At 69.9% G+C, this 12,929-nt stretch carries 11 protein-coding genes; 4 read left to right on the top strand and 7 right to left on the bottom strand.

All coding sequences use genetic code 11. The features are described from left to right. Positions 1 to 15: 15 nt before the first annotated feature. Positions 16 to 1,767: an arginine--tRNA ligase gene (gene argS, locus LGR69_RS00950; protein ID WP_230364920.1), complete on the bottom strand. Its 1,752-nt coding sequence runs from the start codon at positions 1,765 to 1,767 to the stop codon at positions 16 to 18. 290 nt (positions 1,768 to 2,057) lie between these two features. Between argS and LGR69_RS00945 the strand changes: the two genes are divergently transcribed. Further along, on the top strand, positions 2,058 to 2,465 hold the full coding sequence (locus LGR69_RS00945) for a hypothetical protein (RefSeq protein ID WP_230364919.1): 408 nt from the start codon (positions 2,058 to 2,060) through the stop codon (positions 2,463 to 2,465). Between the two features lie 24 nt (positions 2,466 to 2,489). Here LGR69_RS00945 and LGR69_RS00940 read toward each other — a convergent pair whose 3' ends face one another. Next, positions 2,490 to 3,737: a deoxyguanosinetriphosphate triphosphohydrolase gene (locus tag LGR69_RS00940; protein ID WP_230364918.1), complete on the bottom strand. Its 1,248-nt coding sequence runs from the start codon at positions 3,735 to 3,737 to the stop codon at positions 2,490 to 2,492. 155 nt (positions 3,738 to 3,892) lie between these two features. Here LGR69_RS00940 and LGR69_RS00935 point away from each other — a divergent pair, with 155 nt between their 5' ends. Both LGR69_RS00935 and LGR69_RS00930 read left to right on the top strand, forming a co-directional pair. After that, positions 3,893 to 4,219: a HesB/IscA family protein gene (locus tag LGR69_RS00935; RefSeq protein ID WP_007563746.1), complete on the top strand. Its 327-nt coding sequence runs from the start codon at positions 3,893 to 3,895 to the stop codon at positions 4,217 to 4,219. Between the two features lie 155 nt (positions 4,220 to 4,374). Then, positions 4,375 to 6,342 (top strand): hypothetical protein, encoded by a 1,968-nt coding sequence (locus LGR69_RS00930; RefSeq protein WP_230364917.1) that lies wholly within the window; start codon positions 4,375 to 4,377, stop codon positions 6,340 to 6,342. A 33-nt stretch (positions 6,343 to 6,375) separates the two neighbouring features. Here LGR69_RS00930 and LGR69_RS00925 read toward each other — a convergent pair whose 3' ends face one another. From LGR69_RS00925 to LGR69_RS00915, 3 genes are read right to left on the bottom strand one after another with little or no spacing between them, the layout of a single operon-like run. Further along, positions 6,376 to 7,110, bottom strand: a complete 735-nt coding sequence (locus LGR69_RS00925) for an ABC transporter ATP-binding protein (RefSeq protein WP_230364916.1) — start codon at positions 7,108 to 7,110, stop codon at positions 6,376 to 6,378. Next, the gene (locus LGR69_RS00920) at positions 7,091 to 7,828 is read right to left on the bottom strand and encodes an ABC transporter permease (RefSeq protein ID WP_007563740.1); all 738 of its coding nucleotides are present in this window, start codon (positions 7,826 to 7,828) and stop codon (positions 7,091 to 7,093) included. The genes LGR69_RS00925 and LGR69_RS00920 overlap by 20 nt, the downstream gene beginning before the upstream one ends. 51 nt (positions 7,829 to 7,879) lie before the next feature. Beyond that, positions 7,880 to 8,863, bottom strand: a complete 984-nt coding sequence (locus LGR69_RS00915; RefSeq protein ID WP_007563738.1) for an ABC transporter substrate-binding protein — start codon at positions 8,861 to 8,863, stop codon at positions 7,880 to 7,882. 196 nt (positions 8,864 to 9,059) lie between these two features. On the opposite strand from LGR69_RS00915, the gene LGR69_RS00910 reads away from it, so the two are divergent. After that, entirely contained in the window at positions 9,060 to 9,437 is a 378-nt protein-coding gene (locus tag LGR69_RS00910; RefSeq protein WP_230364915.1) for a 4a-hydroxytetrahydrobiopterin dehydratase, read from the top strand. Between the two features lie 14 nt (positions 9,438 to 9,451). Here LGR69_RS00910 and LGR69_RS00905 read toward each other — a convergent pair whose 3' ends face one another. Then, positions 9,452 to 9,673, bottom strand: coding sequence for a hypothetical protein (locus tag LGR69_RS00905; RefSeq protein WP_007563733.1), 222 nt, complete (start codon positions 9,671 to 9,673; stop codon positions 9,452 to 9,454). Between the two features lie 168 nt (positions 9,674 to 9,841). Next, positions 9,842 to 12,907 (bottom strand): efflux RND transporter permease subunit, encoded by a 3,066-nt coding sequence (locus tag LGR69_RS00900; protein WP_230364914.1) that lies wholly within the window; start codon positions 12,905 to 12,907, stop codon positions 9,842 to 9,844. Between the last annotated feature and the right edge of the window lie 22 nt (positions 12,908 to 12,929).

Raw genomic sequence — 12,929 nt, 5'->3', positions numbered from 1 at the left:
CGATGCATATCGAGCCTATCGCATCTCGTCCGGCGCGGTCACACCGAGAACCGCGAGGCCGGCCGCGAGGGTACTCCGAAGAGCCTCGACGAGCGCCAGCCGCGCCCAGGACGACTTTCGGTCGGTTGCATTAACAAACCGTAATTGCGGCAAGTCTTTGCCCTTGTTCCAGAAACTATGAAGTGCCGAGGCCAGTTCATAGAGGTGGAACGCGATTCGGTGCGGCTCGTGCGCCAGCGCCGCGGATTCGAGGATCCGCGGGTATTGAGCGATCAGGCGCATCATCTCGATCTCGCCCGGATCGGTCAGGACGTCGAACGCGGCCTCGCGCAGCAGGGCTTCGGCGGAGAGGTCCGCGTCCGGGAAGGCCTCGCGGGCCTGCCGCTGTACCGAGCGGACCCGGGCATGGGCGTACTGGACGTAGAAGACCGGGTTGTCCTTCGACTGCTCGACCACCTTGGCGAGGTCGAAATCGAGCGTCGCGTCGTTCTTCCGGTAGAGCATCATGAACCGGATCGCGTCGCGGCCGACCTCGTCGATCACGTCGCGCAGGGTCACGAACTCGCCGGCTCGCTTCGACATCTTCACGGGCTCGCCCGCGCGCAACAGCCGCACCAGCTGGCAGAGCTTCACGTCGAGCGTCGCCTTGCCGCCGCTGACCGCCTTCACGGCCGCCTGCATCCGCTTGACGTAGCCGCCGTGGTCGGCGCCGAGCACGTCGATCAGCTCGGTGGCGCCCGCGAGGTACTTCGCCCGGTGATAGGCGATGTCCGAGGCGAAGTAGGTGTAGGAGCCGTCCGACTTGAGCAGCGGCCGGTCGGTGTCGTCGCCGAAATCCTTGGTGCGGAACAGCGTCTGCTCGCGGTCCTCCCAATCCTCGGGCAGCTGGCCCTTGGGCGGCGGCAGGCGGCCTTCGTAGACGAGCCCCCGCTCGCGCAGCTCCTGGAGCAGCGCCTTCACGGCGCCGCTCTGCAGGAGCGTCCTTTCCGAGAAGAACACGTCGTGGCGGATGCCGATCGCCCCGAGATCGGCCCGGATCATGTCCATCATCATGCCGAGCGCAACTTCGCGCACCACCGGCAGCCAATCAGCCTCCGACTGGTCGAGAAGCGCCCGGCCATGGGCCTCGGCGAGCTTGGTGCCCACCGGCTTGAGGTAGTCGCCCGGATAGAGCCCCTCGGCGATCGCGAACGGCTCGCCCAGAGCCTCGCGGTAGCGCTGGTAGGCGGAGCGGGCCAGCACGTCGACCTGGGCGCCTGCATCGTTGATGTAATATTCGCGCGTCACCTGGCGGCCGGCCGCCACCAGGAGGTTGCACAGGGCATCGCCGAACACGGCGCCGCGGCCATGGCCCACATGCATCGGCCCGGTCGGATTGGCCGAGACGTACTCGACGTTGATCGGACCGCCCTGCAGCCGGGCGCGGCCGAACGTCTCCGGGTCGGAGAGCGCGCTGCGGACCACATCGTGGAAGATTTCGGGCGCGAGGCGCAGGTTGATGAAGCCGGGACCGGCGACGCTCGCCTCCAGGATGCGAGGATCCGTGCGCAGCTCCGCCGCCAGCGCCTCGCCCAGGGCCTTCGGGTTGGCGCGCGCCTCCTTGGCGAGGACCAGAGCGGCATTGGTGGCGAGATCGCCATGCGTGGTGTCGCGCGGCGGCTCGACGACGACCCGTACGAGGTCGAGGCCCTCCGGCAGCTGGCCGGCGCGGGTCAGCGCCTCCACGGCCTCGCGCACACGCGCCTCGAACAGGGCGAAGATGTTCATCGGTCTCGATCTCGCTCGCGCGGGTTTGCTTCCGCCCGGCCGTCTCGGCCTGCGCCCGCTCGGAGCCGTCTAGCAAGGGGGCGGGAGGGTGTCACGGCGGCGGCGATTCGCGGCGCCCCCGCGCCGCAAGCCGCCGTTAACCGCGTGGCCGAAACAACCTGGCATTCGGGCAGGCGAGCGCAGTTTATCCCCATGCGACGACTACCGATGCGCCGCTACGCATCTTGTCTTGGCCCGCGTGTATCTATGTGATCGACCGGATCGCAAAATTCTCGAGTCCGGAGATCTTGATGAAGACCTTGATGATGGTGGGCGCGGCTCTCGGCGCGCTGGTCCTGACGGTGCCGGGCGCCGAGGCCCGCGGCTTCCGGGGCGGCGGGTATCACGGCGGGTATGGCGGCCATTACGGCGGCTTCGCCGGGCGGGGCGTCTACGGCCGCGGCTACGGCTACGGTCGCGGCTACGGCTATCGCGGCGGCTACGGGCGCGGCCTGGGCTACGGCCTGGCCGGGGCGGGTATCGGCCTCGGCCTCGGGCTCGCGGCCGGCAGCCTGTACGGCGGTTACGGCTATGGCGGCGGCTACGGCTACGGCTACCCCGCAGCCTACGGCGGCTACGAATACGCCTATCCGGCCGCCTATGGCGGATACGGCTCGGGCGGCTGTTACGGCAGCTTCACCTGCGGCTGCGGCTGCTGATCGCGGACCGCCCCTCTCCGGCTCTCACGGGTCGGTGAGGGGCAGGCCCCGGCTCGGCAATTCCCAGTACAGGTCGGGGGTCGTCGCGTAGAGCTTGCGATGCGCCAGCACCGCGTAGGTGTCGGTCATGCCGGCGATGTAGTCAGCGACCCGCCGGGCGATCCGGCTCTCCGTCGCATCGGCGAGCCCGGCACTCCATTCGTCCGGCATCCGGGACGGTGCGGCGGTGAAGGCCGTGAACAGGTCGTTGACGATGGCGTCGGCCTTCTTGCGCACGGCCACGACGCCCTGGTGCCGGTACATCCGCGCCCAGAGGAAGCGCATGATCTCGGCATCCGCCTCCGCGATCGGTCGCGAGAACACGATGACCGGCTCGGCGGCGTTCCGGATATCCGCGACGCTGCGCGGCGCGAGCGCGGCGATCCGGCGGCCGCCCTCGCGGATCACGTCCTCCACGAACCGGGTGATCACCCGACGGGCCAGTTCGTGGATCACCCGGGACGGTTCGAGGCCTGGATGCAGCCGGTCGATCTCGTCGAGCAGATCGGCCAGGAACGGGACCGCGCGCAGCTCCGGAATCTCGAACAGGCCCGCCCGCAGGCCGTCATCGAGGTCGTGCGCCGCGTAGGCGATGTCGTCGGCCAGCGAGGCGGCCTGAGCCTCGGGACCCGCCTGGCTCCACAGGTCGAGCGGGTTCAGAGCATCGTATTCGAGGATCGCGGCCGGGATGCCGCGCTCGGCATAGCGTGGGGTCGGCTGCCCGTCCCGGTCGAGCAGGGGGCCGTTGTGCTTGACCAGCCCTTCAAGCGTCTCCCAGGCGAGGTTCAAGCCGTCGAACCCGGCGTAGCGCCGCTCCAGGCGGGTCACGATGCGCAGAGCCTGCGCATTGTGGTCGAACCCGCCATGGGCCGCCATGCAGGAATCCAGCGCCTCTTCGCCGGTATGGCCGAAGCAGGTGTGGCCGAGGTCGTGGCTCAGCGCCAAGGCCTCCGCCAGATCCTCGTCGAGCCCCAGCGCGCGGGCGAGCGCCCGGGCGATCTGGCTGACCTCCAGGGTGTGGGTCAGCCGGGTCCGGTAATGGTCGCCCTCGTGATGCACGAAGACCTGGGTCTTGTGCTTCAGGCGGCGGAACGCCGTCGAATGGATGATCCGGTCCCGGTCGCGCTGGAAATCGCTGCGCGTCGGCGACGATGCCTCGGCGATCAGCCGACCGCGCGTGCGCGCCGGATCCGTGGCGTAGGCCGCCCGCCAGCGCTCACCGTTCGCCCGCACGGCGTCCGCTCTCGATCTCGCGCAGCCTGATCATGACCCCTCCCCGCCCGGCGCGTTGCGGCGCGGGCCTCGAGCCCATATCTTGTGGGCCGAGGCGGGCTCGGCAACGGCCGGGCGGCGCCATCCACCGGACACTTGCGTGGCCAGAGCTAACGATGGCTGAGATCACCCTGACCCCCCGCGCCGCCAAGCGCATCAACGAGATCATGGGCGCGGAGCCCCCGGGCTCGTCGCTGCGCATCAGCGTGAACGGCGGCGGCTGCTCCGGATTCTCCTACGCGTTCGACATCACCCGGTCCCGGGAAGCCCAGGACGTGGCGATCGAGCGCGACGGCGCCACCGTGATCGTCGATCCGGTCTCGCTGGAATACATGTCCGGCTCGACCATCGACTTCGTCAACGACCTGATCGGCCAGTCCTTCAAGATCGAGAATCCGCTGGCGACCGCCTCCTGCGGCTGCGGCACGTCGTTCTCGCTCTGATCCGGGCGCGACGGCCCGCCGCCTCGGCGGGGCCGTTGCCCGTGTACGACACTGGAGCCGGCTCACGGCTCGTGCAGCCCATGCGCGATTGCCTCGACCGGTAAAACGCGGCACCCATGCGGCTAGCCAGCCTGAGCCGTGATCCGGACCCTCCCATGATCCATCCGAAGGTCCGATCCCGCCTGCGATCGGCTTTGGCCGCGAGCTGCGCCATCCTGTGCCTCGCCGGCGCGGCGGCGCCCGCGCCGCTGGCGGCCCAGGAAGGCGCTGCGGCGGTTCAGGACGTCACGATCACGGATGTCATGCTGCCGCTCGGCGGCACGCTGCTGCGGGCGCCGAAGCTGACGGCCAGCGGCACGCGCCTGTCCAAGGATGAGCTCGCGGCGATCCTGAAGTCGGATTCCTCCGAGCCCTGGGAGGCCCGGCTGGCCCGGCTCGATGCCGGGAGCCTGACCATCCCGGTTCTGAGTTCCGAGCACGCCGGCCCCGGCGACGACCGCCAGACCGTGACCTACCGGGACGTGGTCGCCCGCGACGTGAAAGCCGGCCGCGTCGGCGAGCTCACCGCCGCCGGCGCGACGGTTAGCGCCGTCACCGGCCCGAACCGCGGCTACGGCACCTATGGCCGGGTCCGGGCGACCGATCTCGACCTGGCGGCGCTCAACCGGCTCTACACCGTCCCGGGCGATGGCAAGGGACCGGTGCAGAAGGTCTACGGCACGATCCAGGTCTCGGACGTGACCTATTCCGACGCGCGCGGCACGACCGTGAAGATCGCGCACCTGAACGGGCGCGACCTCGGCGGCCGGCAGATCCCGGACGGCTGGAACGGCGCGTTCGAGATCGTCGCCGCGGGCTTCCAGGGGCCCAACGACCGGCGGACCTTCGCGGCCTCCGCCGCCGACCTCATCGAGGCGACGGCCCTGGGCAGCCTCGACATGCAGGGTCTGAGTGTCAGCAACACCGACCCGCAAGGTCCGGTGCTGTTCGAGATCGAGCGCGCCACCTATGCCGCCGGGTCGGAATCCGGCACGAATCTGGAGAACATGACCGTGTCGCGCGGCAGCCTGCGCGCGCATCTCGGACGTCTGGCCCTCTCGAACGTCTCGCTCGGTCCGACGGTCGAGGCCCTGCGCAAGGCCGCCGCCGGATCCGAGAACCGGCCCGGATTCAGCGACGCCGAGATGCGCAGCATGACGCCGGCGCTGGGCGGGATGACGCTCACCGACCTGAGCATCGACCTGCCACTGGACCCGGAGCCGCCCAAGGCGGCCCCGCAGGATCCGCGGCCGGCGACCCGCGGTCCCGCGCCGGGCAGGCCGGGCTCGGCCAAGCCCACAGAGGGCAAGATCGTGGAGGGCAAGATCGCGGAAGCGAAGCCCGCGGATGCCAAGGCGCCCGACGCGAAGCCCGGCGACCCGCTCGCGGTCACCATCACGCCGCCGCCCACCCGTCGCATCGCCCTGCGCGAGGCGGCCCTGTCCTTCGGCCCGCCGCAGGACGGCGTCCCGACCGCGAGCCGGCTGACCCTCACGGGCCTGAGCCTCCCGGCCGACCTGGTTGCCGGCGCCCCGATCATCGGTGCGCTGCCGGCCTACGGGTATCGCGAGCTCGACCTCGATGTCGTGGCCGATGCGGCGCTCGACGGGAAGGCCCGCGATCTGTCGCTGCGCGACGTCACCGTCACCGGCCGCGAGATCGGGACCGTCCGGCTGACCGGCACCCTGGGCGGCATCGGGCCCGAATTGTTCAACGGGACCCTGCCGGCCGCCACGATGCTGATGTTCTCCGGCAGCGCCAAGAGCCTCGACCTCACGATCGAGAATGCCGGGCTGTTCGAGCGTTTCCTGACAGCGCAATCCAAGGATTTGAGCCTCAAGCCCGACGAATTGCGCAAGGAATACGTCACCGCCAGCCTACTCGGCGTCCCGGTGATCCTGGGCAATACCGCGGCCGCCAAGGGCATCGGCGCCGCGATGGGGCAGTTCGTGATGAAGCCGGGCAAGCTCGTGCTCCACGCGAAGTCGAAGGAGCCGGCCGGCATCGGCTTCATCGATATCGGTGCGGCCCGCTCGCCGGCGGCCTTGCTCGACCGCCTCGATGTCGAGGCCAAGGCGAACTGAGCCCGGCCTAACCCTCTCACGCGGCGCCGCCGTCTATTCCGCGATGATGCCGGGATGACGGGCGGCCAGGGCGGCCCGCGTCGCCTCGGCCCAGGCGCGGTCGCGCTGCCCGCGGGGACGGTCGAGCGGTACATCGGCCATCAGGGTGGCCGGTCGCTTCGACACCAGCAGCAGCCGGTCGGCGATCCCGATCGCCTCGGCGACGTTGTGGGTCACCATCAGGACGCTCATGCCGGCGGACTCGACCGTGTCGACGACCAGGCCGCGCAGCTCGGCGGCGGCATTGTCGTCCAGGGAGACGAAGGGCTCGTCGAGCACCAGCACCCGCGGCGCATCGGCGAGCGCGCGGGCGAGCGCCACCCGCCGCTGCATCCCGAGCGACAGCGCCTTCGGGTAGCTGCCGCGCCAGGGCGTGAGGCCGAGCTGGGCGAACAGGCCGTCGAGATCGCGTCCGCGCCGCGCCCGCGGCAGACCCAGCCGGACATTGTGCTCGACGCTGCGCCAGGGCAGCAGCCGCGGCTCCTGGAACACCATGCCGGCCTGATCGGCCCCGGAAACGCGGCCCTCGAAATCCGTATCGAGGCCGAGCAGGATCCGCAGGGTCGTGGTCTTGCCGGCACCCGACGGGCCGATCAGGCAGACGATCTCGCCGGCGCCGACGCCGAAGCTGAGATCGCGGACCGCCTCGACCGGCTCGGCGCCCCTGGACCGATAGCGCTTGGCGGCGATCGCGACCTGGAGAACGGGTTCAGCGCCAGCGGCGGACATGCGCTTCGAGCCGCTGCAAGAGGAGGACGTCGATGCCGATCATCACGGTCATGAACACGAGGCTGTAGCCGATGATGGCGGCGACATCGGTGCTCTGGACGAAGTAGTAGTTGATCGCGAAGCCGACGCCGTCGGGGCGGCCGAGCAGCTCGACCACCAGCACGATCTTCCAGGCGAGCGACAGGCCCGAGCGGGCCGCCGTGACCACGTAGGGCTGGAGCTGCGGCACCAGCACGTCCATCGCCCAGGTGCGCCGGTCGAACCGATAGGCGCGGGCCATCTCGTCGAGGCCCGGATCGAGGTTGCGCGCGCCCTCGCGCACGATCACCGCGACGTTCGGCAGCTTGTTGAGCACCACCGCCAGGATCGCGGCCGTCTCGGTCAGCCCGACCCAGACATAGGCCAGCACGGTGATCACCAGGGCCGGGGTGTTGAGCAGGACGAGGAGCGGCGTGTCGAGGGTCAGGTCGGCGGCCTTCGAGCGCCCGAGGGCGACGCCCAGCAGGATCCCCAGCACCATCGCCACCGCGAAGGAGATCGCCACCCGCAGCAGGGTGACCCCGACATTGTGCGCGAGGTCGCCGCGCTCGGCCTCCTCAAGGATGAAGCGCAGCACCGCCATCGGGGCCGGCAACAGCCGCGAGCCGGCCTCCAGCGCAGCGAACTGCCAGGCGGCGACGAGCACGGCGAGCGACGCGATGCGGGTCAGCGCGCCCATGCGGTCCCGGCGATCGCGATCCCGGATGCGGGGACCAGCCAGACGGGCCGCTCAGCCATTGCGGCCGGCGTCGTAGTAGAGATCCGGCGGCAGCCCGGCGCCCTTGCCGACCAGGCGCGGGCCGCCGAGGCGCGACATGACGGCGTAGAGCTTCTCGGCATCGGTGCGCTCGGCCGCCACCGGGCGGCGCGGGATGCCGGAGAGGAAGTCGCGCTTGAGCGCCTCGAAGGTGGCGTCGTTCTCCGCCGCCATCAGCGGGCGCACGACCTCCCAGGTCGTGGGATCGGCCGCCAGCATCTCCTTGGCGGCGCGCGACGCCCGGGCGAATCCGGCCACCGCCTCGGGCTTCTCCTTCACGGTCGTGTCCTGGAACAGGTAGCCAATCAGGGAGACGTCGCCGGCGACGCCGAGCGCGTGCATGATGTCCTCGGCGCCGACGAGCCGGCGGAAGCCCTTGGCCTCGAGCCGAGCGCAATAGGTCCAGTAGGTCAGGGCCGCGTCCAGGGCACCCTGTTCCAGCTTCAGGGTGATCAGCGGCGGGGCGCCGTAGGCGATCTCGGCGGCGTGCTCGAGATCGATTCCGGCGGCGTCCTTGGCCTGCGCCCGCAGCAGGAGCCAGTTCTTGTCGAGCGGCCCGCCGGCGACGCCGAAGCGCTTGCCGTCGAGGTCCTTCAGGCTCTTGATCGGGCTGTCGGCCGGCACCATCACGGCGCCCTCCGAGGTCGAGTACGGGATGAAGCGCACCGCCTGGCCGTCATTGCCGAGGCGAGCGGCCCACAGGAGGTCGCCGATGATCGTGTCGACCTGCCCGCCAATGAAGCTGATCCGCGCCGCGTCGTTGCCGGCGAGCTTGACCGCGTCGAGCTGGAAGCCGTTGGCGGTATCGAGGCCGCGGGCCTTGATCACCGCCGCCTCCCAGGTGGAGGTGCCGAACGGCAGGCTCCCGAGGCGGATCACCGGCACGTCCGCTCGCGCCGCCCGCAGGCCGAGGCCGCCGAGCAGGCCGCCGGCGAGCATTGCGCGCCGTGACAGCATCACGCCTTCTCCCATCGTATTGCGCGGTCTTGAGAGATCGCAGACTTGGGCGTGGACTTGTCCTGCCGCCATTGGAAAATGGTCATAGGGCCCGCATGGCACGCCGTCCACCGCGGCGAATTCCCTTGTGCGCTTGCGCGGCGCCGGTGCCACGGGCACCCTCGCCCTCTGATACGAACCGAGAAGGATGAGGCGGATGAGCGAGCGGCGCGAGGGCGTTCTGGACGAGGCGACCGTGGAGGCCCGGCTGAAGGCCGAGCTGCCGCATTGGCGGCTCGAGGACGGCTGGATCCGGCGGACCTACAAGACGGCGGGCTGGAAGGGCACGCTCATGGTCATCAACACCGTGGGCCACCTCGCCGAGGCCGCCTGGCACCACCCCGACCTGACGGCATCCTATGCCTGGGTGGAGGTGCGGCTGATGAACCATGCGGCCAAGGGAATCACCGAGAAGGACTTCGCGCTCGCCAAGAAGATCGAGGAGGTCGTGTCCTGGCAGCCGGCTCTCGACGGACAGGGTCTGGAGGGAACCCCGGCCGACCCGCGCTTCGCCTACATCAAGTACGACAAGTAGCCGGGCGCGCCCGGTCACTGCGGTTCCTTCACCCGGCGGCACGCGGTCTTGAGATAGGCGGACTTGCCGATCTCCTCGCGCCGCTCGGTGCGGGCGATGATCTCCTGCCAGCCTGTGGCGCAGCCGAGCTCGTTGGCGACCCGGACCTTGCGCACTTCCAACGCCTCGGCATCGGTGCAGGCCTCCTGGGCGAGACCGTTGGCGCAGACCAGGACGACGGCGATGAAGGCGTTCATGCGGGTGGGGTTCCTCGGTTCTCGTCCCGCTTACGTGCGGGGACGGTCCGGAGTTTCCGCCAGCATCCTGCGAAACGAATCACGGTCGGCCCGCCCTGAGGGGGCGGAGGGGCGGGCCGACCGCTCACCGCAGCGTGGGGCCACGCTGCGATCGGTGTCGCCGGTCGCTCAGGCGGCTTGCGCCGGAGCCCGGTCACGGCTCTCCGGTCGGATCCGGTAGCAGCCGACATAGAGGGCGGGCAGGAACAGCAGCGTCAGGAAGGTCGCCGCCAGGATGCCGCCGATCATCGCGAAGGCCATGGGCCCCCAGAACACCTCCCGGGCGATCGGGATCAGGCCCAGGCTCGCCGCCGCGGCGGTCAGCAGGATCGGCCGCATCCGGTGGTGCGTGGCCTCGTAGACGGCATCCCAGGGCGCCATGCCCTCGGCCCGGAACTCCTCGATCTGGCTCACCAGGATCACGGCGTTGCGGATGATAATGCCGATCAGGGCCAGGATGCCCAGGATCGCCACGAAGCCCATCGGCTTGTCGAACAGCAGCAACGCCGGCACGACGCCGATCAGGCCGAGGGGCGCCACCGTGAAGACCAGCAGCATCCGGCCGACGCTCTGGAGCTGGACCATCAGCAGCAGCGCCATGGTGAGCAGCATCACCGGGACGACCGCCGCGATCGGGCCCTGGCCCTTGGCCGATTCCTCGACGGCACCGCCGGTCTCCAGGCTGTAGCCCTCGGGCAGCGCCTTCGCGAAGGCGTCGATCCCGGGCTGCAGCCCAGTGACGATGGTGGCGGGCTGCGTGGTGTCGCGGATCGTCGCCCGCACCGTCACGGTCGCCAGCCGGTTCCGGCGCCAGACGATCGGCTGCTCGAGGTCGTAGCCGATCCGCGCGAAGGAGAGCAGCGGCACGACAGAGCCGTTGGCAAGGCCGACCTGCAGGGATTGCAGGGTGTCGAGCGAGGAGCGCTCGGCGGCCCGCGCCCGGCCGACCACGTTCACGAGGTAGATCGAATCGCGCACCTGCGTGATCGCCTGGCCGCCCTCGATGCCGTTGAGGATGCCGGCGATGTCCTGGCTGGTCACGCCGAGCTGGCGCGCCTTGTCCTGGAGGATCTCGACCCGCAGCACCTTGCCGGGCTCGTTCCAGTCGAAGGTCGGCACGTCGAGGCGGCGGTCGGCGGCGACGACGTTCCCGAGGTCGAGGGCGAGGCGGCGCACCGTCTCCATATCCGGCCCGCTGAGCCGGTACTGGACCGGGCGCCCGACCGGCGGCCCGAGGCTGAGCGGCTGGACGAGCACGTCGGTGCCGACGAAGTCGCGCCGCCCGATCGCCTGGAGCCGCGCCATCACTTGGTCGCGGGTCTCCAGGGATTTCGTGACGACCACGATCTGCCCGTAGAACGCGTTGGAGAGCTGCTGATCGAGGGGCAGGTAGAAGCGCACCGCGCCCTGGCCGACATAGGACGACCAGCTCGTCACGTCCGGATCGTCCTTCAGCTTAGCCTCGAACCGGTCCATCTGCGCCTTGGTCTCGGCGATGGTCGCGTTCTGCGGAAGGGTAAGGTCGACCAGCAATTCGGAGCGGTCGGAGGACGGGAAGAATTGCTGCTGGACATGGCCCATCCCGACGATCGCCACCGCCATCAGCCCCAGGCAGAGCACGACCGTGGTCCAGCGCCAGGCCATCGCGAGCCGGAGCATGGCCAGGAACAGCCGGGTCAGGAAGCCGCGCTTCTCCGCATGGTGCTTCACGGTCTTCGGCAGCAGGGCGACGCCGATGAGCGGGGCGAACAGCACGGCCACCACCCAGGAGACCAGCAGCGAGGCCGCCAGCACGACGAACAGCGAATAGGTGTACTCGCCCGCCCCCGAGCCGTTGAAGCCGATCGGCAGGAAGCCCGCCACCGTTACCAGGGTACCGGTCAGCATCGGGAAGGCCGTGGAGGTGTAGGCGAAGGTCGCGGCCTTGCGCAGAGTGTCGCCCCGCTCCAGCCGGGCGACCATCATCTCGACTGTGATCATGGCGTCGTCGACCAGCAGGCCCAGCGCGATGATCAGCGCGCCGAGCGAGATGCGCTGCAGCGTCACGTCCATCATCTGCATGACGACGAAGACGATCGCGAGCACGAGCGGGATCGACACGGAGACCACCAGCCCGGCCCGTACGCCGAGGCTGACGAAGCTGACCGCCAGCACGATCACCACGGCCTCCACCAGCGCCTCGGTGAAGCCGCCGACCGCGTGCTCCACCTGCTTGGGCTGATCGGAGACCAGGTGGACGCCGACGCCCACCGGCAGCGTCGCCTCGATCCGGCGCATCTCGCCCTTCAGGGCCTCGCCGAAATGCAGCAGGTTGGCGCCGGGCCGCATGGCGATGGCGAGACCGATCGCGGGCTTGCCGTCGACCCGGAACATCGGCGCCGGCGGATCCTCGTAGCCGCGGCTGATCTCGGCGATGTCGGCGAGCCGGAAGAAGCGGTCGTTGACCCGCAGGTTCACGTCCTGGAGCGAGGCCTCCGAGGTGAAGGAGCCCGTGACCCGCAGCGACACGCGCTCCGGTCCGGCCTGAACCACGCCGGAGGCCGAGACCGCGTTCTGGGCCTGGAGCGCCTTGATCAGGGCCTGGAAATCGATGCCGTAGCCGGCGAGCTTGCGGGTCGAGAAGTCGAGATAGATCGTCTCGGCCTGGGTCCCGATCAGCTGGGTCTTGCCGATATCGGGCACCCGCAGGACCTCGGTGCGGATGCCCTCGACGTAGTCGCGCAGCTGCCGGTAGGTCAGGCCGTCGGCCGTGAAGGCGTAGATGTTGCCGTAGACATCGCCGAACTCGTCGTTGAAGAACGGCCCCTGCACGCCGTCCGGGAACTGGCCCTTGATGTCGCCGAGCCGCTTGCGGACCTGATAGAAGGCCGGCTGGACCTCGGACTTCTTCAGCGTGTCGCGGAACTGCACGAAGACCGTGGACGAGCCCGGCGTGGTGTAGCTGCGGACGTAATCCAGCGCGTTGAGCTGCTGCAATTCCTTCTCGACCCGGTCGGTGACCTGATCGAGCGTGTCCTTGATCGTCGCGCCCGGCCAGGTCGTCTGCACGACCATGGTCTTGATCGTGAACGGCGGATCCTCCTCGCGGCCGAGGCGGCTATAGGCCATCACGCCTGCGACGAGCGAGACCGCCATCAGGAACCAGATGAACGAGCGATGCCCGAGCGCCCAGTCGGAGAGGTTGAAATCCTTCACGGGAAACTCTCGTTCGACCGGC

It is taken from the genome of Methylobacterium brachiatum (genome assembly GCF_020523825.1).
Taxonomy (GTDB): Bacteria; Pseudomonadota; Alphaproteobacteria; order Rhizobiales; family Beijerinckiaceae; genus Methylobacterium; species Methylobacterium brachiatum.
Note: the sequence above shows the minus strand (reverse complement) of the source record. Positions and strands in the feature narration are given on the sequence as shown.

Coding starts and splice junctions, on each gene's coding strand:
- LGR69_RS00920 (WP_007563740.1), bottom strand. CDS start 7,828: ATGGGCGCGCTGACCCGCATCGCGTCGCTCGCCGTGCTCGTCGCCGCC.
- LGR69_RS00945 (WP_230364919.1), top strand. CDS start 2,058: ATGAAGACCTTGATGATGGTGGGCGCGGCTCTCGGCGCGCTGGTCCTG.
- LGR69_RS00915 (WP_007563738.1), bottom strand. CDS start 8,863: ATGCTGTCACGGCGCGCAATGCTCGCCGGCGGCCTGCTCGGCGGCCTC.
- LGR69_RS00910 (WP_230364915.1), top strand. CDS start 9,060: ATGAGCGAGCGGCGCGAGGGCGTTCTGGACGAGGCGACCGTGGAGGCC.
- LGR69_RS00935 (WP_007563746.1), top strand. CDS start 3,893: ATGGCTGAGATCACCCTGACCCCCCGCGCCGCCAAGCGCATCAACGAG.
- LGR69_RS00930 (WP_230364917.1), top strand. CDS start 4,375: ATGATCCATCCGAAGGTCCGATCCCGCCTGCGATCGGCTTTGGCCGCG.
- LGR69_RS00925 (WP_230364916.1), bottom strand. CDS start 7,110: ATGTCCGCCGCTGGCGCTGAACCCGTTCTCCAGGTCGCGATCGCCGCC.
- argS (WP_230364920.1), bottom strand. CDS start 1,767: ATGAACATCTTCGCCCTGTTCGAGGCGCGTGTGCGCGAGGCCGTGGAG.
- LGR69_RS00905 (WP_007563733.1), bottom strand. CDS start 9,673: ATGAACGCCTTCATCGCCGTCGTCCTGGTCTGCGCCAACGGTCTCGCC.